The following is a 22,070-nucleotide window of genomic DNA, read 5'->3' on the forward strand; positions in this document are numbered from 1 at the left end:
ATCGAACACGTCACCCACCAGTGGTACACACGTGCGATGAAAACCTTTCGGGCCGCCCGCCCACGCGTCCTGCTGACCGCCGTGGCGGCGGGCACGCTCCTCCTCGCCACCGCGTGCACCGACGACCACGCGTCGTCCCAGGACAAGGCCGCCGCCCCCGCGGCCACCGGCGCCGCGAGCCCCACGGCCACCCCGACGCCGACCGCGACGCCCACCGGCGAGGCCGACCCGGCCCTCAAGCCCTTCTACGGCCAGCAGATCGTCTGGGCGGACTGCCCGGCCGACCCCAAGGCCGAGAAGGCCAAGGTCGACACCACCGGCATGAAGTGCGGCAAGCTGCACGTCCCGCTGGACTACGCCCACCCGGCCGCCGACGCCATCGACCTCGCCCTGATCAAGCACCCGGCCGCCAAGCCGGACCAGCGGGTCGGCTCGCTGATGGTCAACCCCGGCGGCCCCGGCGCCTCCGGCGTCGAGATGGTCGAGTTCGGCGCCAAGGACTTCGAGGGCACCCTGCACGACCGCTTCGACGTGATCGGCTTCGACCCGCGCGGCACCGGCGCCAGCGCGCCGGTCGTCTGCTACGACGACCAGCAGCACGACGCCCTCAACCAGGAGGACGAGCCGGTCGACCCGGCCGAGCGCAAGGCCGCCCGGGTCAAGCAGAGCACCGACCACGCCGCCGCCTGCCAGGCCAAGTCCGGCAAGCTGCTGCCCTTCGTCGGCACCCGCAACACCGCCCGCGACCTGGACGTGCTGCGCGCCGTCGTCGGCGACAAGAAGCTCAACTACCTCGGCATCTCCTACGGCACCTACCTCGGCGCCCTCTACGCCGAGGAGTTCCCGAAGAACACCGGCCGGCTGATCCTCGACGGTGCCGTCGACCCGGCCGAGGACACCCTGGACCACGGCGTCGACCAGCAGGTCGGCTTCGAGAAGTCCTTCGAGCGCTTCGCCGCCGACTGCGTGGAGAACCACGCCGACGAGTGCCCGCTCGGCAAGGACAAGGACCAGGCCGCCAAGAAGGCCGCCGACTTCCTGGACGGCCTGCACGACCACCCGCTGACCGTCAAGGACGGCCGCAAGCTCGGCCGCGACCAGGCGTGGACCGGCGTCATCTCGATGCTGTACGGCGACGAGAAGACCTCCTGGAAGTACCTGCGGGCCTCCCTCGGCTGGGCGATGGTCCGCGACAAGGGCGACTTCCTGATGGCCTTCGCCGACGACTACAACGGCCGCGACGAGCAGGGCCACTACAGCCCGCTGGACGAGGCCCACACCGCGATCTCCTGCGCCGACGCCGCCCGCCCCGCGCCCACCCCCGAGCACGCCAAGGCCGCCGTCGACCGGCTGCTCGCCCAGGCGCCGCTGCTGTCCAAGGGCGTCACGGTGGACGACTACACCGAGCCGGGCTGCGCCCACTGGCCGTTCAAGACCCAGGAGAAGCCGCACACCATCCGGGCCGAGGGCTCCGCGCCGATCCTGGTGGTCGGCAGCACCGGCGACCCGGCCACCCCGTACGCCTCGGCCGAGGCGCTGGCCAAGGGCTTCGCCAACGCCACCCTGCTCACCCGGGTCGGCGAGGGCCACGGCGCCTTCGGCAAGGGCAACGCCTGCATCGACAAGGCCATGGCGGCCTACCTCACCGAGGGCACGGTGCCGGCCGCGGGGACCCGCTGCGAGTAGCGGGCGACAACGGGGAGGGCGCTGACGAAACGGTGTCAACGTCACGACTTGATAGCTCGTCCGGATGAATTCGGCGCGCGCCCTCCCCAACTGATGACCGCTCAACTACCTTGGAGGAGCTGCCCGACCGGCGTCGACCGCCGCCCGCGGCCCCCCATACTTCAGCTGTCCCACCACCCCACACCACCGGTACCTTCCCGCCCTCACGAGGAGGACCCGCTGCCCAGCGAGATCCCGTCACAGCGGCTCGATCCCACGTCCGAGCCGACCCTCCTCGGGCTGCACCGCTTCAACGAAGCCGACGCCGGCGCGGCCGAGGAGGCCCTGCTGGCCTGCTGCGGCAGCCACCGCTGGGCCCTGCGGCTCACCGCGCACCGGCCGTACCCCGACATAGAGTCCCTGCTCGCCGCCGCCAGCGAGGCCTCCTACGACCTGCGCCCGGCCGACCTGGCCGAGGCGCTCGCCGACGAGAGCTGGATGCCGCAGCCCCTGCTCGGCATGCGGGCGCCCGGCAGCCAGGCCGCGCACACCGCGCTGCGGGCGGCGCACGCCGCGTACGAGGCGCGGTTCGGCCACGTCTTCGTGGTCTGCCTGGACGGCGTCGAGCCGGAGGAGATGCTCGACGCCGTGCTCTCGTCGATCCGCACCCGGCTCGCCAACGACCCGGACGAGGAGCGGCTGATCTCGGCGGACGAACTGCGCCGGATCGCGCTCACCCGGCTGGAGCACCTGGTCGCCACCCACTCGGAGGCCGGGGCGCGCTAGCCGTTCGCCGCGCCGGCGCTTCCCGGCGCCGACCCTTCCCCGCCCCGGCCCTTCGCCGCGTCAGCCCTTCGCCGCTTGCGCGGCGCGGAGCTTGGCCACCTGCTGCCGGACGATCCGCTCGTCCGGCACGGCGGCCGGCTCCGCGGCCACGCCGAAGGTGGTGAACACCGCCAGCGCCGTCCCGACCCGGGCCAGGACGGCGCGCTGGGTGAGCACCGCACCGCCCGATTCATTCGTGAGGGTGAATCCGATCGCCGCGTCCGCTCCCTCCGGCGTGGGCGTGTCCTCCCGGTTCAGCCGGTGCCGGGTGCGGATCGGCGCCTTCTTCCCCGGCTTCTCGGCGGGCGGCGCCGGAGCCGCCGAACCGAAGGACGCGCACGGGCCGAACAGCTGCTCCAGCTCCCCCTGCAGCACGGCCGCCCGCCCCGCCCGGTACCCGATCAGCCCGCCGTACACCCCGCCCTTGGGGTCGGCCGCCCGGGCCACGCTCAGGTCCGTCTCCGCGTACGGGCGGTCCACGCCCGGCGAGGTCGAGGCCGTCCCGGGGGCGGTGCCGACCGAGGCGCCCGGGGCCACCACGTCCAGCAGCGGCTGACAGGCCGGGACGTCCGCGGCCTCCCGCCCGGCGCCCGCCCCGGTGTCGCCGTGCCCGGCCGTCATGACCGTCACCGCGTACCCGGGCCCCAGATCGTTATCGGCCACCGCGGCCGCCCTCAGTTCGGACGCGGACAGTTCCCGGCCCGGCGCGGCGCGGTCCGCGGACGGGGAGCCGCCGACCGTGGCGCAGCCGCAGCTGAGCAGCGGGAACAGGAGCAGGACGACGGCGGACGGTCGGACGCGGCGCAGTGGCACGGGGGCCTCGGCAGGGTGTCGGCGGCTGGCGGGCGGCCACCGTAGCGCACCCGAACGGTCACCCTGCGTCGCGAATCCGGGGATGGTTCCCGCCCGACTAGGCCAGAAGTGGCGGTTTGATCACACCGGAGGCCCCCGGAGGCGGGTGGCGAGAACGCGCCGATAGGATGCTCGCGGCCGGTGGACCGTACCCGGCCGGGCTGACCGACACCGAAGCCGGCCGAGCCCCCAATCGCTTCCGGAGGGTTTTTCCGTGCCGGCTGGAACGCTGTACCGCGGCCGGGAAGGCATGTGGAGCTGGGTGGCTCATCGAGTCACCGGCGTCCTCATCTTCTTCTTCCTGTTCGCCCACGTCCTGGACACCGCCCTGGTGCGAGTGTCGCCGGAGTCCTACGACACCGTCATCAAGACGTACAAGACTCCCCTCGTGAACTTGCTGGAGTACGGCCTCACCGCCGCCATCCTGTTCCACGCCCTCAACGGCCTGCGCGTCGTCGCCGTGGACTTCTGGTCGAAGGGCCCGAAGTACCAGAAGCAGATGCTCTGGACCGTCGTCGGGGTCTGGGTCGTCCTGATGGCCGGCGCCTTCTACCCGATCCTGCAGCACACGCTGATCTCTTGGTTCGGGGAGTGAGCCACATGTCCACGGAAATCTCCGACGCGCTCGTCGTCCCCTCCAAGCAGGCGCACACCGGCAAGGGCCTCGGCACCGGCAACCCGGCCGACGCGTTCGTCATCGAGCCGCCGCGCAAGCGCACCGCGAAGACCCCGCGCCGCACCCGCACCAACTTCGAGATGCTGGCCTGGCTCTTCATGCGCCTGTCCGGTGTCGTCCTGACCGCGCTGATCCTCGGCCACCTGATCATCATGCTGGTGCTCGACGGCGGCGTGTCCAAGATCGGCTTCGCCTTCGTGGCCGGCCGCTGGGCCTCCCCGTTCTGGCAGGGCTGGGACCTCCTGATGCTCTGGCTCGCCATGCTGCACGGCGCCAACGGCATGCGTCAGGTCATCAACGACTACGCCGAGAAGGACTCGACCCGGCTCTGGCTCAAGGGGCTCATGGGTACCGCCACGGTCTTCACCGTGCTGCTCGGCACCCTGGTGATCTTCACCTTCGACCCCAACATCTGAGCCGCGAGCACCATCGACCATCGGCAGAGGCCAGAGGCGAGTTAACCCCCCATGCAGATTCACCAGTACGACACCGTCATCGTCGGCGCCGGCGGCGCCGGCATGCGCGCGGCCATCGAGTCCACGCAGCGCAGCCGCACCGCCGTCCTGACCAAGCTCTACCCCACCCGGTCCCACACCGGCGCGGCCCAGGGCGGCATGTGCGCCGCCCTCGCCAACGTCGAGGAGGACAACTGGGAGTGGCACACCTTCGACACGGTCAAGGGTGGTGACTACCTGGTCGACCAGGACGCCGCCGAGATCATGTGCAAGGAGGCCATCGACGCCGTCCTCGACCTGGAGAAGATGGGCCTGCCCTTCTCCCGCACCGAGCAGGGCCGGATCGACCAGCGCCGCTTCGGCGGCCACTCCCGCAACCACGGCGAGGCCCCGGTCCGCCGCTCGTGCTACGCGGCCGACCGCACCGGCCACATGATCCTCCAGACGCTGTTCCAGAACTGCGTCAAGCACGGCGTCGAGTTCTTCAACGAGTTCTACGTCCTCGACCTGCTGCTCAACGAGGGCAAGACGGCCGGCGTCGTCGCCTACGAGCTGGCCACCGGCGAGATCCACGTCTTCCAGGCCAAGTCCGTCGTGTTCGCCTCCGGCGGCACCGGCAAGTTCTTCAAGGTCTCCTCCAACGCCCACACCCTCACCGGTGACGGCCAGGCCCTGGTCTACCGCCGCGGCCTGCCGCTGGAGGACATGGAGTTCTTCCAGTTCCACCCGACCGGCATCTGGCGCATGGGCATCCTCCTCACCGAGGGCGCCCGCGGCGAGGGCGGCATCCTGCGCAACAAGGACGGCGAGCGCTTCATGGAGCGCTACGCCCCCGTCATGAAGGACCTCGCGTCCCGTGACGTCTGCTCCCGCGCGATCTACACCGAGATCCGCGAAGGCCGCGGCTGCGGTCCGGACGGCGACCACGTCTACCTGGACCTCACCCACCTGCCGCCGGAGCAGCTGGACGCCAAGCTCCCGGACATCACCGAGTTCGCGCGCACCTACCTCGGCATCGAGCCCTACACGGACCCGATCCCGATCCAGCCCACCGCGCACTACGCCATGGGCGGCATCCCGACCAACGTCGAGGGTGAGGTCCTGCGCAACAACACGGACGTCGTCCCGGGCCTGTACGCGGCCGGCGAGGTCGCCTGCGTGTCCGTGCACGGCGCCAACCGCCTGGGCACCAACTCGCTGCTCGACATCAACGTGTTCGGCCGTCGCGCGGGCATCGCCGCCGCCGACTTCGCCAACGCGAACGAGTTCGTCGAGCTGCCGGAGAACCCGGAGGAGAAGGTGCAGGCGCTGGTCGACGGCCTGCGCGAGTCCACCGGCACCGAGTCCGTGGGGCAGATCCGCAAGGAGCTGCAGGAGACCATGGACGCCAACGCCATGGTGTACCGCACCGGCGCCACCCTGAAGCAGGCGGTCGAGGACATCGCCGCGCTGAAGGAGCGCTACAAGAACGTCTCCATCCAGGACAAGGGCTTCCGCTACAACACGGACCTGCTGGAGGCCGTCGAGCTGGGCAACCTGCTCGACCTGGCCGAGGTGCTGGCCGTCTCCGCGCTGGCCCGCGAGGAGTCCCGCGGCGGTCACTACCGCGAGGACTTCCCGACCCGTGACGACGTGAAGTTCATGCAGCACACCATGGCGTACCAGGAGGTCGCCGCCGACGGCAGCACCTCCATCCGCCTCGACTACAAGCCGGTCGTCACGACCCGCTACCAGCCGATGGAGCGTAAGTACTGATGAGCACTCCGACTGTGGAGCACTCGGCCGCTCTGGACGCGGTCGAGGCCGGTGGCACCCAGCTGATCACCGTCACCTTCCGGATCCGCCGGTTCAACCCGGAGGAGCACCCGGAGCCGGTGTGGGTCGACTACCAGCTGGTCATGGACCCGAAGGAGCGCGTCCTGGACGCGCTCAACAAGATCAAGTGGGAGCAGGACGGCACCCTCACCTACCGCCGTTCCTGCGCGCACGGCATCTGCGGCTCCGACGCGATGCGGATCAACGGCCGCAACCGGCTGGCGTGCAAGACCCTGATCAAGGACGTCAACCCGGAGAAGCCGATCACGATCGAGGCCATCAAGGGCCTGACGGTCCTCAAGGACCTGGTCGTGGACATGGACCCGTTCTTCCAGGCGTACAAGGACGTCATGCCGTTCCTCATCACCAAGGGGAACGACCCGACGCGCGAGCGCCTGCAGTCCGCCGAGGACCGCGAGCGCTTCGACGACACCACCAAGTGCATCCTGTGCGCCGCGTGCACGTCGTCCTGCCCGGTGTTCTGGAACGACGGCCAGTACTTCGGCCCGGCCGCCATCGTCAACGCGCACCGCTTCATCTTCGACTCGCGCGACGAGGGCGCCGAGCAGCGCCTGGAGATCCTCAACGACCGCGAGGGCGTGTGGCGCTGCCGCACCACCTTCAACTGCTCCGAGGCCTGCCCGCGCGGCATCGAGGTCACCAAGGCGATCCAGGAAGTGAAGCGGGCCCTGGTCACCCGCCGCTTCTGACCCCCGCCTGACGCACCGAGGCCCCGCCCGATCACCGATCGGGCGGGGCCTCGTTCGTACCGGGCTCAGTGCAGGGCGCCGAGGTCCTTCGGGGCGGTCCAGCCGCTGAAGGTCACCAGGTGGCGGTTGGCGGTGACGGCCCACAGGTCGGGCTTGCCGTCCCCGTCACCGTCGCCCGAGCTGCCCAGGGTCGGGTAGGCGGCGGTGGTGAAGCCGGTGGCGACCACGTTCGCCGAGGGGTCGGCGAGGGCGGAGAAGTCGAACGGGCCGCCGACTGCCTTCGGGATCCGGTAGGCGTGCAGCGCGCCGGTGGCCCGCTCGCGCGCCCACAGCTGGAACGCGCCGGAGGCGTCCTTGCCGGGGGCGATCAGGTCGTAGCCGGCCCAGGCCCCGCCGGTGGTGAGCTGCTGGGCGAGGCCGTAGTCCCGCAGGGCCGCCGAGTACAGCCAGAGGTCACCGTTCTCGACGGAGACCAGGAACGGCCATTCGTGCGGCTCGTCGTTGCCGAGGGCGACCAGCTGGGTGGACGCTGACCAGTCCGCCGCGTAGCCCTGGGGGCAGTCGATCCACGTTCCGCCGGCGTCTGCGCACTGGGACGGCTTGTCGATCAGGGTGGGGTACCCGTTGCCGAAGTCGCCCTGGTGCCCGTTGGCGTAGGCGTACAGGGCGCGCGGGTTGCCCTTGGGGTGCACCAGCAGGTCGTCCCCGGGGGCGTGGACCGGAGCCCAGCCGCGGTGCACCACCTGGTCGTCCTGCCAGCCGGCGTGCAGCGGCGCGAGCACGGCCGGGACGGTCGAGCTCGGGGTGGTGTCGGACGCGTTGGCGCTGATGACCTGCAGGTTGCCCTGGGCGTCCGGCACGAGGATGTCCGGCACGCCGTCGCCGTCCACATCGCCCGCGACGGCCGGCTTGGGGCGCGAGTCCCAGGGCGCGTAGAAGGTGTACGTGGCCGGCTGGCCGACGTTGCCGGCGTTGTCCATGGCCTGCACGGTCAGGACGTTGGTGCCCCAGTCCTTGGGCTTGAGGGTGAGCTGGGCGGTGCCGTCCGCGCCCGCCTTGACGGTGTGTCCGGACCCGCAGTCCCAGCCGACGCCGAGCGTGCCGTTCAGCGTGTACTGGTAGCAGGCCACCCCGGAGGCGGCATCGGTGCCGGTGAGGGTGAAGACGCCGTTCTCGCCCGCGTACTTGGCGGGCGTGGCGCCGGAGCCGCTCGCCGGGAAGTCGGTCGAGGAGACGGACAGTGCGGGCGCGGTGAGGTCGACCTTGAAGTGGCAGGCCGGAGCGGGCTTGCCGCTGCCCGGGGAGTACTCGGGCCAGGCCTGCCAGGTGTAGCTGTGGCCGTCCGCGAGAGCGCTGGTGGCGAGCTTCGCGGCGCCGGCGGTCACGTCGGCGGTGCTGTCGACGATCTTGTCGTGCGCCGGGGTCGAGTCGTCCCAGAGCTTGAAGCGCACCTGCGGGGAGGTGGCGGCGACCGCCAGGACGGGGTTGGCGACGCCCAGCCAGCCGGGGGCGGTGGAGTCGTCGCAGGCGTCGGTGTGCAGGCCCGTGGCGGCGAAGCCCGGGGCGGGCAGCGCCTTCGGGTCGGTGACAGCCGTTCCCGGAACGGCCGAGGCCGCGGGCGCGGTGAGCAGCCCGGCGGCGATCGCGACCACGGTGACCGCACCGAGTCCGCGGGCACGCGAAAGTGTCATGGAGATTCCCCACCCCTTGTGATCAGCGCGTCCAGTACGCGCGTGAGAGCGGTGAGGATCCTGCCAGGAGGGCCCGACAGCGGCAACGGTGATTCTCAGTCGGTGGCCGGGGTGCGGCGGGTGGCGCGGAGGCCGCGCAGGCCCAGGGTGCCGACGGCGATGCCGAGGAGGAAGGAGGTGACGGCGAGGAGGAGGTGGATCCAGAAGAAGGCGGTGGGCTGGGAGTGGTCGCCGTTGGTGAAGGCCTGGCCGCCGGAGTCCTTCCAGAGGTTCTTGACGAAGGTGGTCCAGATGATCATCGACCAGACCCCGAAGGCGGTCAGGAACCAGGAGGCGCGGCGGCTGAGCTTCATGGGGCGGTCCTCGGCGGGGGGTGTGTGAAGGGGGTGTGCGTCCCCAGTATGCGGGGGGCTCCGATCGGCGTACGGCGGGCCCCTCCTGCGGAGGACCGGCCCCGGGGGGCGGACGGCGGGGGCCCCGACTGGGTACGGTCTGCGGGTGTCAACACGCCGTCAGTCATTCGCGCACCTGTGCGCCGCGGTCACCGCGGCCCTCCCGGTCCTGCTCACCGCTCCGGCGGCCGTCGCGGCCCCGCACGAGCCGCCCCCGCCGGCCGCCGTGGTCGGCGGCGACCGGCTCGGCCGGCCCGGGGCCCAGGTCGACCCGCTGGCGGGCGCCCCGGCGCTGCCGGCCGACCTCACCGGGCAGTCCTGGATAGTCTCGGACGCGACCACGGGGGACGTGCTCGCGGCCTACAACCCGCATCTCAGGCTGCCCCCGGCCAGCACCCTGAAGATCCTCTTCGCCGACACCGTGCTGCCCAAGTTCGACCGCAACACCGTGCACAAGGTCGCCGACGAGGAGATCACCGGGCTCGGCGCCGGCAGCAGCCTGGTCGGCATCAAGGAGAACCTGGAGTACCGGGTCGAGGACCTGTGGCGCGGGGTGTTCCTGAGCTCCGGCAACGACGCCGTGCACGTCCTGGCGCACATGAACGGCGGCGTCCCGCAGACCGTCGCCGAGATGCAGGCCCGCGCGGACGCCCTGCAGGCGAGGGACACCAAGGTGATCTCCCCGGACGGCTACGACATGGACGGCCAGCTGTCCTCGGCCTACGACCTGTCGCTGTTCGCCCGCTCCGGCCTGCGCAACCCCGACTTCCGGGCGTACTGCGCGACCCGGGACGCGCAGTTCCCCGGCGCCGTCGACAAGAACACCGGCCAGCGCGGCAGCTTCGGGATCGCCAACACCGACCGGCTGCTGGGCAAGTACCCCGGCCTGATCGGGGTCAAGAACGGCACCACCACGAACGCCGGCTCGACCTTCGTCGGCGCCGCCGAGCGCGGCGGCCGCACCCTGCTGGTGACGGTGATGCACCCGGCCAGCTACCAGAAGGTGTACGACGAGACGGCCGCGCTGCTGGACTGGGGCTTCGCCGCGGCGGACAAGGTCCGGCCGGTCGGCAAGCTGGTCGACGAGCTGCCGCCGGGCGCCGCGCCCACCGGCCAGGCCGGCGGCGCCGACGGCGTGCCCGCGCCGCCTCCGCACCCCTCCCCCAGCACCCGGCCGGCCGCCGCGACGGCCCCGGCGGGCGGGGGCGGCGACGGCCCGGGCGTCGGCGGCTGGCTGGCCGTCGCGGCGGCGGGCGGCGCGGCCGGGTACGGCGTGCTGGTGCTGCGGCGGCGCCGGGCGGCGCGGACCGACTGAGCCCCTGGTCGCCGACGGGTCCGGGGCTCAGACCCGGGCCCGGGCCGCCGCCTCGGACTCGTCGGCCGCCGCCAGCAGGGCCCGGCCGTGCGCGCGGGTGCGCTCCCGGGCGGCCTCCGGGTCGGCGGTCGCCGTCCAGGCCACGCAGTACATCAGCAGCCGGCTGACGAAGTTGATCCACAGCAGCAGCGCCACCGGCGTGGCGAAGGCGCCGTACAGGCTCCGCCCGGCGACCGAGCCGAGGTAGGAGGCCAGCAGCAGCTTCAGCAGCTCGAAGCCGACCGCGCCGATCAGCGCGCCGTGCAGCAGGTCCCGGCGGTGCTGGCCGGTGATCCCGGGGAAGGGCCCCAGCAGGTAGGCGAACAGCAGCGTGTCGCAGGCGGCCGCTATGACCAGGCCGATGCCGGTGAGCAGGTAGCCGTTGTGCAGGCCGATCTCGTCGGCGACCCGCCCGGCCAGCGTGGTGCCGACCGTCGAGGCGCCCATCGACGCCAGCGAGACCAGGCCGAGGCCGGCCAGCACCACGCAGTCCCAGGCCTTGGCGAGGATCGGGTTGCCGTCCTCGTCGGGCAGCTGCCAGATGTCCCGGATCGAGCTGCGCATGGTGTCCACCCAGCCGAGGCCGGAGAGCAGCAGCAGCGCCCCGCCGACCAGCCCGACGGCGCCCGCGTTGGCCACCAGCGAGGGCAGGTCGAGCGCGTCCGAGATGCCCGGCAGCTGGTCCGAGATGCGGTGCTGCAGGTCGGCGACCCGGCTGTCGCTGAGCGTCGCGACGGCGATCGCCAGGCCGACCGTGAGCAGCGGGAACAGGGCGAGGAAGCCGAAGAAGGTGACGGCCCCGGCCAGCCGGTTGCCGCGGGCGGCGGTGAAGTACTCGTACACCCGGTACGGGCGGCTGCGCAGCACCCGGGCGACGAGCGGGCCGAGGACCGGGAGTCGGGTCAGGAATTCCACCCGACCGGTTATACCGGTCGCTCCCCCGAACGGCCGTCAGCCACGCACCAGGCGACGGGCCTTGGCGAGGGCGCGGACGGCCTGGTAGGCGCCGTAGCGGCCGCGGCTGAGCAGTTCGAGGCGGATGCCGTCCACGCCGGCGGGCGGGCGGTAGCCGGCCGGGCGCAGCCGGGCGCAGTGCGCGGCGGCGCGGCGGAAGTACTCGCGGCGGTCGCCGGCCGGGACGCGGCCGGGCTTGGCGACCACGGTGTTGAGGTGGTGCAGCATCTTGCCGTAGACCACCGGGCGCCAGCGGTCGAGGTCGGGGCGGCGGTCGAGGAAGGCGAACACCAGGTCGTACTGGGCGAAGACGTCGAAGTGCTTGCGGCTGGCGGTGGCCAGGATGTTGCCGCCCTCCTGGCGCTGGCGGTAGTGCACGCCGACCTCGTCGAGCAGGGTGATCCGCTCGGCGGCAAGCAGCGCCGGGTACGTCCAGGGGGTGTCCTCGTAGTAGCCGGCCGGGAAGACCAGCCGCTGCCCGGTGACGAAGTCGCGGCGGTAGGCCTTGTTCCAGACGACCTGGAGCAGGTCGAGCAGGTCGGGGCGGGCGGCGAGGTCGAAGACGTCCGGGGAGGCGGCGCCGAAGACGTGGGCGGAGGCGGCCCGGGTGATCCGGCCGTCCGCGTAGGTGCGGGCGTAGTCGTAGACCAGGACGTCCGGGTCGCCGGTGGCGGCGAGCCGCCGGTCGACGGCCTCGAGCAGGCCGGGGGTGAGCGTGTCGTCGCTGTCGAGGAAGACCACGTAGTCGCCGGTGGCGACCTCCAGGCCGGCGTTGCGGGCGCGGCCGAGGCCGACGTTCTCCGGCAGGTGCAGCACGGTGACGCGGGGGTCGGCGGCGGCCGCCGCGTCCAGCATCGCGCCGCAGCCGTCCGGGGAGCGGTCGTCCACCGCGATGAGTTCGAGGTCCGGGCCGCCCTGGCCGAGCACCGAGTCGAGGCACTCGGCGAGGTAGTCCTGGACCTGGTACACGGGAACGATCACGCTGAAGCGGGGCACGGGCCCCAGAGTAGTGGGCCCGAAGGGCGCGAAACCCCGGAGGTAGGATCGGGGAGCACGTACGCACCGAATCAAAGTGGCGCCAGGCCCGTCCCCCCGGGTGGCCACGCTCCTCCCGAGAAAGGCCTGCGTAGCCGATGGCTCCCCGCCTCTCCATCGTCGTCCCGATCTACAACGTCGAGCGGTACCTCGTCGAGTGCCTCGACTCGATCGCCGCCCAGACCTTCACGGACTTCGAGTGCGTCATGGTCGACGACGGTTCGAAGGACGGCAGCGCGGCCCTCGCCGAGGCGTACGCGGTCCAGGACCCGCGGTTCCGGCTGGTCCGGCAGGTGAACAAGGGCCTCGGCGCGGCCCGCAACACCGGCATCCGGCACATCGACCCGGACTCCGAGTTCCTGTGCTTCGTCGACAGCGACGACTCGATGCCGCCGAGCGCGTACGAGCTGATGATCAACACGCTGGACGAGACCGGCTCGGACTTCTGCACCGGCAACGTGCTGCGGTTCCGCGCGGTGGGCTACTACCAGTCCGGCGGGCACGTGAAGCCGTTCAAGGAGACCAGGCTCAAGACCCACATCACCGAGATCCCGGCGCTGGTCACCGACCGCACCGCGTGGAACAAGGTGTACCGCCGCTCGTTCTTCGACGCGGCCGGCCTGCTCTACCCCGAGGGCATCCTGTACGAGGACGCGCCGGTCAGCGTCCCGCACCACTACCTGGCGGCCAGCGTCGACGTGCTCGCCGAGCCGATCTACCACTGGCGCGAGCGCGAGGTCGGCGAGATGTCGATCACGCAGATGCGCACCAACCCGAAGGGTCTGGTCGACCGGGTCGCCTCGGTCGAGCTGGTCCGCGGCTGGCTGAAGAAGCGGACCGAGCCGCGCTTCGCCGAGTACCTGCGCTCCTACGACGAGAACACCCTCGTCGAGGAGATCCCGATGTTCTTCTGGTCCGTCGTGGACGGCGACCAGGAGTACCGCGCCGCCTACCAGCAGCACGTCAGCCGGCTGCTCCGCTCGATCGGCCCGGACCTGGTCCGCAAGCTGCGCGCGCCGCTGCGGCTCAAGTACCACCTGACCCTGCAGGGCCGGATCGACGAGCTGGTCGAGCAGATCAAGTACGAGGGCGAGAGCGGCGGCGGCGTCCAGGCGCGCGGCGTGCTGCGCCCGTACGCCGACTACCCGTTCCTGCGCGGCGGGCGCAAGAGCGTGCCGGCCGGGGTGCTCAAGCTCGACAACTCGCTGGTCATGCGCAGCCGGCTCTACAGCAGCGGCTGGGTCGGCGGGAAGCTGCAGCTGGCCGGGCACGCGTTCCCGGAGCAGCTGGGCGCGGCCGGCAAGCACGACATGGTCCGCACCCTGGTGCTGCGCGAGGCCAAGGGCCGCCGCGTCGTCGCGGTGCCGATGAAGACCACGTACAGCCCCGAGGCCACCGCCAGCTGCAACCACGACCTGTACAGCTGCGACTGGTCGGGCTTCACCGTCTCCGTCGACCCGCGGAAGCTGCGCAACCGCGGGCAGTGGAAGGACGGCAACTGGCGCGTCCTGGTGGCCGGCGCGGGCAAGGGCGGCGTCTACAAGGGCCGGATCTCGGCCGGCTGGAGCGACACCGCGCAGTACATCCCGTCGTCCTGGGTCGAGCCGGACGTGCGGATCGTGCCGTGGGTCCGCGACAACTTCGTCTACCTCCGGGTGGAGACCGTCAAGGCCCGGGTGACCGGCTTGACCGGCCACGGCGACCGGGTCGAGGTCTCCGGCGCGGCCCGCTCCGGCCCGAGCTTCGCCGGGGCCCGGCTGCGGATGACCCACGTCGAGTCGGACCGCTCGGTGTCCTTCCCGCTGGAGCTGGGCGCGCCGGTCGGCACGCTGCAGCCGTTCGCCACCTCCTTCCCGGTGGCCGAGCTGACCGCCGTCCGCGAGGCCTGGGCCGAGCTGGACCCGGTGGCCGCCGCGCGCAGCCGCGACCGCTGGGACACCGTGCTGCTGCTGGCGGACGGCAGCACCGTCCCGGTGGCCTGGGACGAGCGCAACGCGCCCGAGCAGCTGCACCTGCCGCTGAACCCGGACGCCCCGGCCGACCGGCGCCGGGTGCTCTACGCCAAGCCCTCCCCCGGCGGCTACCTGCAGTTCTCCGACCAGGTGCTGCAGCCGGTGGTGGACGAGATCGCCTCCCGCGGCGCGGACGGCTTCCTGCTCAGCGGCTCGTTCCCGCTGCCCGGCGCGCACCGCTGGGAGCTGGTGGTCCGCCACCACTGGCGCGAGGAGGAGCACGTCTACCCGGTGGAGATCGCGGACGGCCGGTTCCGCACCGCGCTGCCGACCGTGCCGACCGCCTCCTTCGCCGGGCAGGTGCCGCTCGCCCACGGCACCTGGAACGTCTTCTTCCGCCCGGTCGGCGCGCCGATCGAGGACCTGCCGGTCTCCGCCGCGCTGATCAGCCCGGACTGCTTCGGCGTGCTGCCGCTGGAGGTGGAGTCGCGCGGCAAGCGGATCGTGCTGGAGCGCCGCCACTACGACGGGCTGTCGTTGGAGTCGCACGCGGCGCTGCTGCCCGAGGAGCGCTCCGGCTACCGCCAGCGCCAGCAGCGGTCCGTCGACTACCCGGCCGCCCGGCGCAAGCCGGTGCGCGACGCCGTGCTGTACAACGTGGCCGGCGGCAGCCAGTACGGCGACTCGCCGCGGGCGATCCACGAGGAGCTGGTCCGCCGCGGCCTGCCGCTGGAGCACCTGTGGGGCTCCGACGACATGCAGGCGGACCTGCCGAGCACGGCCCGCGCCGTCCGGCTGTACAGCCCGGAGTGGTTCGAGGCGCTGGCCACCGCCAAGTACGTCGTGACCAGCACCCACCTGCCCGACTTCTTCGTCCGCCGCCCCGGCCAGGTGGTCGTGCAGACCTGGCAGGGCAGCCCGCTGAAGCAGGTCGGCTTCGACTTCGAGAAGGTCTGGTTCACCGACTCGAACTACCTGAAGACGCTGGCCCGGGAAGTCCCGAACTGGAACCTGCTGGTGGCTGGCAGCAGCTGGTCGGCCCCGGTGCTGCGGCGCGCCTTCGACTACCAGGGCGAGATCCTGGAGAGCGGTTCGCCGCGCAACGACCTGCTGTTCGCGGCCGACCGGGAGAAGACCGCCGAGCAGGTCCGCGAGCGGCTCGGCCTGCCCGAGGGCAAGAAGGTCGTGCTCTACGCGCCGACCTGGCGCGAGGACCGGCGGCGGCCGAACGGCGGCTACCAGATCGACCTGCGGCTCGACCTCGCGGCGGCCCGGGCCGCGCTCGGCGACGACCAGGTGCTGCTGGTGCGCCGGCACCCCCTGATGTGCGGCCAGATCCCGGACGCCGGCAACGGCTACGTGTGGGACGTCGGCAGCTACCCCGACATGGCCGAGCTGCTGCTGATCGCCGACGTCCTGGTGACCGACTACTCGGCCTCCGTGTTCGACTTCGCGTCGACCGGCAAGCCGATGCTGTTCTTCACCTACGACCTGGAGCACTACCGCGACAACCTGCGCGGGTTCAGCCTGGACTTCGAGGCCGAGGCGCCCGGCCCGCTGCTGGCCACCTCCGAGGAACTGGTCTCGGCGCTGGGCCGGGTGGAGCAGGTCGCGGCCGAGTACGCCGACAAGGCGGCCGCGTTCCGCGAGGCCTACTGCGACCTGGACGACGGCAAGGCCTCGGCCCGGGTGGTCGACGCGATGCTCCGCAAGGAGTAGCCGCCGTCGCCGGGGGTGTCCGACACGGGCGTGTCGGACACCCCCGGCGCCCGTGCCGAAATGCCCGAAGAGGAATTCCCGCACGGACTTCCGTCCTTTACGTGTGCTATTCCCTCGGAGCGGCGCGAACACGTCGCTCGGACCGGCCGCGCCGGACGAATTTCTGAGGAAATTCGCAGATCCGTACGGTTGACCCCGGGCATCGCCCCGGTATGGGATGTGAAGTCGGCCCCGGACCGGACACGAACGGATCGGCGGCGCTCCCGGTTCACCGCCACGCCCGGGAATCCTGTTTGCTCGAAGGGTCTTCCCGACATGCCTGTGCTCACACGGTTCGTCCTCCCGCACGCCTCCCCCCGTGTGAGCACCGACCGGCCCGCCGTCGACGAGGACGTCGCCTTCGGCCTGCTGCGCGCCCGCTGGCACGCCCGCGGCCTGGAGCTCACCGGCTTCGCCCGCCCGCAGCACCAGGACACCGGCCGCCCCGGCTCGGCCTGGACCTGGCTGACCCTGCGCCACGAGGACGACGAGCGCCCGCCCGTGCACCTGCGCTCCAGACCCCGCCGGATGCCCGAGGTCACCGACGACAGCGCCCAGCCCGAGTTCAACCACGACTGGTCCGGCTTCACCGCCGTCGTCGAGCCCGCCCGACTGCGCCACGAAGGCCACTGGCTGCTCGGCGACTGGCGGATCGAGACCACCCTCTTCACCCGCCCCCGCCCCACCCGGCTGCGCCGCCAGTACGGCGCGCTCGCCCCGCACTGGTGCGGCTCCGGCGAGTACCCGCCGGCCCGCTGGGTGGACCGCGACGTCCGCCTGCAGCCGTACTTCGAGGACGGCCGGCTGGGCCTGCGGCTGGAGCGCCCGAACGCCCGGCTCGACCACGCCGCCCCGGCCGGCGACGGCCTCGACCTGAGCGGCACCGCCGAGGCCTGCCCGGCCGGCACCGTGCTGCGACTGCGGCACCGGCAGAGCGAGGCCGTGGTCGAGCACCCGGTCACCCGCACCGGCAACACCTTCGCCGTCCACCTGCCGTACCGGCCGTTCACCGAGGACGGCCGCGGCACCGGCGAACTGGAGCACTGGGACGTCGAACTGGCGCGCCCGGACGGCAGTACCGAACAGCTCTGCCTGGACGAGCGCGGCGGCCCGGTGGCCGGCCAGCACCCGCTGCCCGACGCCCCCGACCGCGTGCTCTACCTCAAGCACCTCGCGGACGGCCGGCTCCAGGTGTGCGTCCAGCCCGCGGCCGGCTACGTCGACCGGATCACCCCCCGGGCCGGCGGCTTCGAACTCGCCGGCCACTGCCCGGGCGCGGCCGCCGACCGGCTGGAGCTCGTGCTGCGGCACGGCTCGCAGGCCTGCGAGGTCCGCACCCCGATCGAGACCTCCGGCGACGGCCGCTTCCTGGCCCGGGTACCCGCCACCCGCACCGGCGCGGACGGCGTCGCGCTGCCGCTGCGCAAGGGCGTCTGGGACGCCTCGCTGGAACCGGCCGACCGCCGCGGCCCCGCCCGGCCGCTGCTCGCCGCCCCCGCCGCGCTGTCCGCGCTGCCCGCCACCACCACCGCGGGCGGCAAGCGGATCGTGCTGCAGCGCCGCTGGCACGACACCCTGCTGGTGGACTCCACCCCGGTGCTCGACGCCGCCGAGCGCAGCGCCTGGAACCAGCACCGGCAGCGCACCGAGCACTACCCGGCGGCCCGCCGCGAGCCCGTCCGCGAGGCGGTGCTGTACGACGTGTTCGGCGGCCGCGGCTACGCCGACTCACCGCGCGCGGTGCACGCCGAACTCGCCCGCCGCGGCGAGCCGTTGGAGCACCTGTGGGTGGTCGACGACGCCCAGGCCGAGCTGCCGCCCGGGGTCACCCCGGTGCGGATATGGAGCCCGGAGTGGTACCGCGCGCTGGCCACCTGCCGGTACCTGGTCGGCAACACCCACTTCCCGGACTTCCTGGAGCGCCGCCCCGGCCAGGTCGTCGTGCAGACCTGGCACGGCTCGCTGCTGAAGCGGATCGCCCACGACGTCGACAACCCCTGGCTGGCCGACCACGGCTACCTGGAGGCGCTCGACCGGGAGACCCCGCACTGGAGCCTGCTGCTCTCCCCCAGCCCCTTCGCCACCCCCCTGCTCCAGCGCGCCTTCCACTACGGCGGCGAGGTGCTGGAGTCCGGCTACCCCCGCGGCGACGTGCTCGCCCGGGCCGACCAGGCCACCATCGCGGCCGTCCGCCGCAAGCTCGGCATCCCGGACGGCAAGCGGATCGTGCTGTACGCGCCGACCTGGCGGGAGGACCAGCAGCGCGGCGACGGCGACGGCTTCCGGCTCGACCTGAAGCTGGACGTGGAGCACGCCCGGCGCCTGCTCGGCGAGGACCACGTGCTGCTGATCCGCCCGCACGCGCACGTGCGCGACCCGCTGCCCTCGGCCGGCGACGGCTTCCTGTACGACTGCGGGGACTACCCCGACCCGCAGGAGCTGCTGCTGGTCGCGGACGTCCTGGTGACGGACTACTCGTCGATCATGTTCGACTTCGCGATCACCGGCCGCCCGATGTACTTCTTCACCTACGACCTGGAGCACTACCGCGACACCCTGCGCGGCTTCTCCTTCGACTTCGAGCCGAACGCCCCCGGCCCGCTGGTGCCGACCTCGGCCGAACTGCTCGGCGCGCTGCGCGAACTCGCCGACAGCGGCGCGGCGCTGCCACCGGGGTACGCCGAGCGCTACCGCCGCTTCCGGGCCGAGCACTGCGCGCTGGACGACGGCGGGGCCTCCGCCCGGGTGGTCGACCGGATGCTCGAACTCGGCCGCCAGGAGCGGTAGTTCACGAGGCGGCCCGGGCGGGACCCCCGCTCGGGCTCACCCGAACGGGTAGTCCCGCCAGGGCCGCCAGACCTCGTCCGCGTCGAACCGGGAGAGCGAGAAGCCGGGCACCGGGAAGGCCGCCCGGTAGCCGCGCGCCTGCTCGTACGCCTGGTCCAGCACGTCGTCCGGCAGGCCGTGCGCGACCGTCACGTGCGGGTGGTACGGGAACGCCAGCTCGCGGGCCAGCGGGCCGGAGCGGACGTCCGCCTCCAGCAGCCGGCACTCCTGCGCGCCCTCCTCGACCCGGACGAACACCACCGGGGAGACCGGGCGGAAGGTGCCGCCGCCGCACAGCAGCATCCGGAACGGCCGGTGCGCGGCCGCCACCTGCGCCAGGTGCTCCTCGATCTTCGGCAGGGCCTCGGCCGGCACCTCGGTCGGCGGCAGCAGGGTGACGTGGGTCGGTATCGACCGGGCCTGCGGATCGCCGTGCCCGGCCCGGGCGTCCTGGATCTGCGCGCCGTACGGGTCCGGGACGCTCACGGACACGCCGATGGTGACGAGCTCACCGCCCTGAGCCGAAGAGCGCGCCGGTGCCGAAAGCGAGGAGCGACCAGCGACCGACGAAGGAGGGAGCGCCGGAGCGACGAACGTCGGCACCGGGTCCGAGCGCTCGGAGGCGAAGGGCGAGTCACTGCCCTCACCATCGGGCAGCTGTGTGAGGGGAGTCACCGCTTGGCGGCCGGGAGGAAGCCGATCCGGTCGTAGACCGTCGCCAGCGTCTCGGAGGCCACCGCGCGGGCCTTCTCGGCGCCGATCGCCAGCACCCGGTCCAGCTCGGCCGGGTCGTCCAGGAAGGTGCGGGTGCGCTCCTGGAAGGGGGTGACCCACTCGGTGAACAGCTCGGCCAGCTCGGTCTTCAGGGCGCCGTACATCTTGCCCTCGAAGTGCTCGACCAGCTGCTCCACCGACCGGCCGCTGAGCGCGGAGTGGATGCGCAGCAGGTTGGAGACGCCCGGCTTCTGCTCCTCGTCGTAGGAGACCACGGTGCCGGTGTCGGTGACGGCGCTCTTGATCTTCTTGGCGCTGGCCTTCGCCTCGTCCAGCAGGCTGACCAGGCCCTTGGCCGAGGAGGCCGACTTGCTCATCTTGATCCCCGGGTCCTGGAGATCCATGATCTTCGCCGTCTCCTTGAGGATGTACGGCTTCGGCACGGTGAAGGTCGGGGTGTAGCGGGTGTTGAAGCGCTCCGCGATGTCGCGGGTGATCTCCACGTGCTGGCGCTGGTCCTCGCCGACCGGGACGGCGTCCGCCTGGTACAGCAGGATGTCGGCGATCTGCAGGATCGGGTAGGTGAACAGGCCGACCGTGGTGCTCTCGGCGCCGTACCGGGAGGACTTGTCCTTGAACTGGGTCATCCGGGAGGCCTCGCCGAAGCCGGTGAGGCAGTTCATCACCCAGGCGAGCTGCGCGTGCTCGGGCACGTGCGACTGGACGAACAGCGTGCAGTGCTCCGGGTCGAGGCCCGCGCCGAGCAGCTGGGCGGCGGAGATCCGGGTGTTCTCGCGCAGCGTCGCCGGGTCCTGCGGCACCGTGATGGCGTGCAGGTCGACGACCATGTAGAAGGCGTCGTTGTCCTTCTGCAGGTCGACCCACTGGCGCACCGCGCCCAGGTAGTTGCCGAGGTGGAACGAGCCGGAGGTGGGCTGGATGCCGGAGAGCACCCGGGGACGGTCCTTGACCGGACCAGTGACGACCGCTGCGTTGACCATGCGGGCCATTGTTCCAGTTCTCCCGCGCGGTCAGGAAACCTCCGGCCCCGCCGCCTCGGCCAGTGTGACCGCACTCACCCCGACCCGGGCGATCCGACGCCCCTCCAGCTTCGCGACCGTCAGCAGCACCCCGGCGTCCCCCTCGGTGGTGATCCGCACCTGGTCGCCCTGCCGGGGCAGCCGGCCGAGCGAGGCGACCAGGCAGCCGGCCACCGTCTCGTACGGGCCCTCGGGCAGGCTGACGCCGGTCTCCTCGGCGAAGTCGGCGAGGTTGAGCAGGCCGTCCAGCTCCACGCCGCCGCCGGCCAGCCGGCGGGTGGTGGCGGTCTCCGGGCGGTCGTACTCGTCCCGGATCTCGCCGATCACCTCCTCGACCAGGTCCTCCAGCGTGACGATGCCGGCGGTGCCGCCGTACTCGTCCACCACGATGGCCAGGTGGTGGCCCTCGCGGCGCATCTCGCCCATCGCCTCCAGCACCAGCTTGGTGCCGGGCAGCAGCTTCACCGGGCGGGCCAGGTCCCGGACCTTGACGGCCTGCTCGCCGCGCGCGCCGTACAGGTCGCGGACGTGGACGAAGCCGACCACCGCGTCGGCGCTGCCCTCGACCACCGGGTAGCGCGAGTGCGGCGAGGTCTCGGCCTGCTGCCGGACGGCGGCCAGCGGGCGCTCGGCGTCCAGGAAGGTCACCTCGGTGCGCGGGACCATCACCTCGCGCAGCTGGCGCTCCCCGGCGGAGAACACGTCCGCGATCAACGCCCGCTCGTCGCTGCCCAGTTCGGTGTTGGCGGCGACCAGGCCGCGGAGCTCCTCGGAGCTCATCGAGCCGCGGCCGGCGGCCGGGTCGCCGCCGAGCAGGCGCACCATCAGGTTGGTGGAGTGGCCGAGCAGCCAGATCACCGGGCGCAGCACCACCGACATCACGTCCACCACCGGCGCCGCGGCCACCGCGATGGACTCGGCGCGCTGCAGGCCGATCCGCTTCGGGGTGAGCTCGCCGAGCACCAGCGAGACGTAGCTGATCACCAGGGTCAGGCCGACCAGCGCGAGGGCGTCCGCGACGCCCTCGGCGAGCCCGGCCCGGACGAACAGCGGCGCGACCTTGCCGGACAGGGTGTCGGCGCCGAAGGCCGCGGACAGGAAGCCCATGCAGGTCACCCCGACCTGCACGGCGGCCAGGAAGCGGTTGGGGTCGGCGGCCAGGTGCGCGGCCCGGGCCGAGCGCCGGGTGCCGCGCGCCTCCAGCGTCCGGATCTGGCCCTCGCGCAGCGAGATCAGCGAGATCTCGGCGACGTTGAACAGTCCGCCCAGCAGGATGAAGACGAGGACGAGCGCGGCGTCCCCGAGGGTTTCGTTCACAGCGGGCCAGTGTAGGACGGCCGGTGCGGGGCGGCCGCC

At 72.5% G+C, this 22,070-nt stretch carries 17 protein-coding genes; 9 read left to right on the plus strand and 8 right to left on the minus strand.

From position 1 onward, the window contains the following. The first annotated feature begins 36 nt into the window (after positions 1-36). Positions 37-1,686 (plus strand): alpha/beta hydrolase, encoded by a 1,650-nt coding sequence (locus VM95_RS08215; protein WP_045693581.1) that lies wholly within the window; start codon positions 37-39, stop codon positions 1,684-1,686. A 93-nt stretch (positions 1,687-1,779) separates the two neighbouring features. Beyond that, on the plus strand, positions 1,780-2,451 hold the full coding sequence (locus VM95_RS08220; RefSeq protein ID WP_425265290.1) for a 2-oxo-4-hydroxy-4-carboxy-5-ureidoimidazoline decarboxylase: 672 nt from the start codon (positions 1,780-1,782) through the stop codon (positions 2,449-2,451). A gap of 60 nt (positions 2,452-2,511) precedes the next feature. On the opposite strand, the gene VM95_RS08225 is transcribed toward VM95_RS08220, so the two are convergent. Continuing rightward, the gene (locus VM95_RS08225) at positions 2,512-3,303 is read right to left on the minus strand and encodes a hypothetical protein (RefSeq protein WP_045693502.1); all 792 of its coding nucleotides are present in this window, start codon (positions 3,301-3,303) and stop codon (positions 2,512-2,514) included. A gap of 253 nt (positions 3,304-3,556) precedes the next feature. On the opposite strand from VM95_RS08225, the gene sdhC reads away from it, so the two are divergent. From sdhC to VM95_RS08245, 4 genes are read left to right on the plus strand one after another with little or no spacing between them, the layout of a single operon-like run. Next, on the plus strand, positions 3,557-3,937 hold the full coding sequence (sdhC, locus tag VM95_RS08230) for a succinate dehydrogenase, cytochrome b556 subunit (RefSeq protein ID WP_078859697.1): 381 nt from the start codon (positions 3,557-3,559) through the stop codon (positions 3,935-3,937). 5 nt (positions 3,938-3,942) lie between these two features. Then, the gene (gene sdhD / locus VM95_RS08235) at positions 3,943-4,434 is read left to right on the plus strand and encodes a succinate dehydrogenase, hydrophobic membrane anchor protein (protein WP_045693506.1); all 492 of its coding nucleotides are present in this window, start codon (positions 3,943-3,945) and stop codon (positions 4,432-4,434) included. 51 nt (positions 4,435-4,485) lie between these two features. Next, the gene (gene sdhA, locus VM95_RS08240) at positions 4,486-6,228 is read left to right on the plus strand and encodes a succinate dehydrogenase flavoprotein subunit (protein ID WP_045693508.1); all 1,743 of its coding nucleotides are present in this window, start codon (positions 4,486-4,488) and stop codon (positions 6,226-6,228) included. Then, entirely contained in the window at positions 6,228-6,998 is a 771-nt protein-coding gene (locus VM95_RS08245; protein ID WP_045693510.1) for a succinate dehydrogenase iron-sulfur subunit, read from the plus strand. Before sdhA ends, VM95_RS08245 begins: the two co-directional genes overlap by 1 nt. A 65-nt stretch (positions 6,999-7,063) precedes the next feature. Here VM95_RS08245 and VM95_RS08250 read toward each other — a convergent pair whose 3' ends face one another. After that, complete coding sequence (locus VM95_RS08250; RefSeq protein ID WP_157882012.1) at positions 7,064-8,689, minus strand: hypothetical protein; 1,626 nt, start codon at positions 8,687-8,689, stop codon at positions 7,064-7,066. A gap of 95 nt (positions 8,690-8,784) precedes the next feature. Then, the gene (locus VM95_RS08255) at positions 8,785-9,042 is read right to left on the minus strand and encodes an SCO4848 family membrane protein (RefSeq protein ID WP_045693514.1); all 258 of its coding nucleotides are present in this window, start codon (positions 9,040-9,042) and stop codon (positions 8,785-8,787) included. A gap of 145 nt (positions 9,043-9,187) precedes the next feature. Here VM95_RS08255 and VM95_RS08260 point away from each other — a divergent pair, with 145 nt between their 5' ends. Then, positions 9,188-10,396 (plus strand): D-alanyl-D-alanine carboxypeptidase family protein, encoded by a 1,209-nt coding sequence (locus VM95_RS08260; protein ID WP_078859698.1) that lies wholly within the window; start codon positions 9,188-9,190, stop codon positions 10,394-10,396. 27 nt (positions 10,397-10,423) lie between these two features. Here the strand turns inward: VM95_RS08260 and VM95_RS08265 are convergent, their stop codons facing one another. Next, entirely contained in the window at positions 10,424-11,350 is a 927-nt protein-coding gene (locus tag VM95_RS08265) for a YihY/virulence factor BrkB family protein (protein ID WP_078859699.1), read from the minus strand. Between the two features lie 36 nt (positions 11,351-11,386). After that, the gene (locus tag VM95_RS08270) at positions 11,387-12,385 is read right to left on the minus strand and encodes a glycosyltransferase family 2 protein (protein WP_107072882.1); all 999 of its coding nucleotides are present in this window, start codon (positions 12,383-12,385) and stop codon (positions 11,387-11,389) included. 137 nt (positions 12,386-12,522) lie between these two features. On the opposite strand from VM95_RS08270, the gene VM95_RS08275 reads away from it, so the two are divergent. Both VM95_RS08275 and VM95_RS08280 read left to right on the plus strand, forming a co-directional pair. Beyond that, positions 12,523-16,095, plus strand: coding sequence for a bifunctional glycosyltransferase/CDP-glycerol:glycerophosphate glycerophosphotransferase (locus VM95_RS08275; RefSeq protein ID WP_045693516.1), 3,573 nt, complete (start codon positions 12,523-12,525; stop codon positions 16,093-16,095). 315 nt (positions 16,096-16,410) lie between these two features. Continuing rightward, positions 16,411-18,921, plus strand: a complete 2,511-nt coding sequence (locus VM95_RS08280) for a CDP-glycerol glycerophosphotransferase family protein (protein ID WP_157882013.1) — start codon at positions 16,411-16,413, stop codon at positions 18,919-18,921. A gap of 36 nt (positions 18,922-18,957) precedes the next feature. Here VM95_RS08280 and VM95_RS08285 read toward each other — a convergent pair whose 3' ends face one another. The 3 genes from VM95_RS08285 to VM95_RS08295 all read right to left on the minus strand — a co-directional run bounded on the left by VM95_RS08285 (position 18,958) and on the right by VM95_RS08295 (position 22,031). Beyond that, positions 18,958-19,446 (minus strand): 2'-5' RNA ligase family protein, encoded by a 489-nt coding sequence (locus VM95_RS08285; RefSeq protein ID WP_341845994.1) that lies wholly within the window; start codon positions 19,444-19,446, stop codon positions 18,958-18,960. 185 nt (positions 19,447-19,631) lie between these two features. Next, entirely contained in the window at positions 19,632-20,627 is a 996-nt protein-coding gene (gene trpS, locus VM95_RS08290; protein WP_045693594.1) for a tryptophan--tRNA ligase, read from the minus strand. 78 nt (positions 20,628-20,705) lie between these two features. Next, on the minus strand, positions 20,706-22,031 hold the full coding sequence (locus VM95_RS08295) for a hemolysin family protein (protein WP_045693521.1): 1,326 nt from the start codon (positions 22,029-22,031) through the stop codon (positions 20,706-20,708). Between the last annotated feature and the right edge of the window lie 39 nt (positions 22,032-22,070).

Origin of the sequence: Streptomyces rubellomurinus, assembly GCF_000961885.1 — a bacterium.
Lineage (GTDB): Bacteria > Actinomycetota > Actinomycetes > Streptomycetales > Streptomycetaceae > Kitasatospora > Kitasatospora rubellomurina.

Bases quoted from the DNA above. Each gene is read 5' to 3' on its own strand.
- sdhD (WP_045693506.1), top strand. From the start codon at position 3,943: ATGTCCACGGAAATCTCCGACGCGCTCGTCGTCCCCTCCAAGCAGGCG.
- VM95_RS08275 (WP_045693516.1), top strand. From the start codon at position 12,523: ATGGCTCCCCGCCTCTCCATCGTCGTCCCGATCTACAACGTCGAGCGG.
- VM95_RS08250 (WP_157882012.1), bottom strand. From the start codon at position 8,689: ATGACACTTTCGCGTGCCCGCGGACTCGGTGCGGTCACCGTGGTCGCG.
- VM95_RS08220 (WP_425265290.1), top strand. From the start codon at position 1,780: ATGACCGCTCAACTACCTTGGAGGAGCTGCCCGACCGGCGTCGACCGC.
- sdhA (WP_045693508.1), top strand. From the start codon at position 4,486: ATGCAGATTCACCAGTACGACACCGTCATCGTCGGCGCCGGCGGCGCC.
- VM95_RS08280 (WP_157882013.1), top strand. From the start codon at position 16,411: ATGCCTGTGCTCACACGGTTCGTCCTCCCGCACGCCTCCCCCCGTGTG.
- VM95_RS08255 (WP_045693514.1), bottom strand. From the start codon at position 9,042: ATGAAGCTCAGCCGCCGCGCCTCCTGGTTCCTGACCGCCTTCGGGGTC.
- VM95_RS08215 (WP_045693581.1), top strand. From the start codon at position 37: ATGAAAACCTTTCGGGCCGCCCGCCCACGCGTCCTGCTGACCGCCGTG.
- VM95_RS08245 (WP_045693510.1), top strand. From the start codon at position 6,228: ATGAGCACTCCGACTGTGGAGCACTCGGCCGCTCTGGACGCGGTCGAG.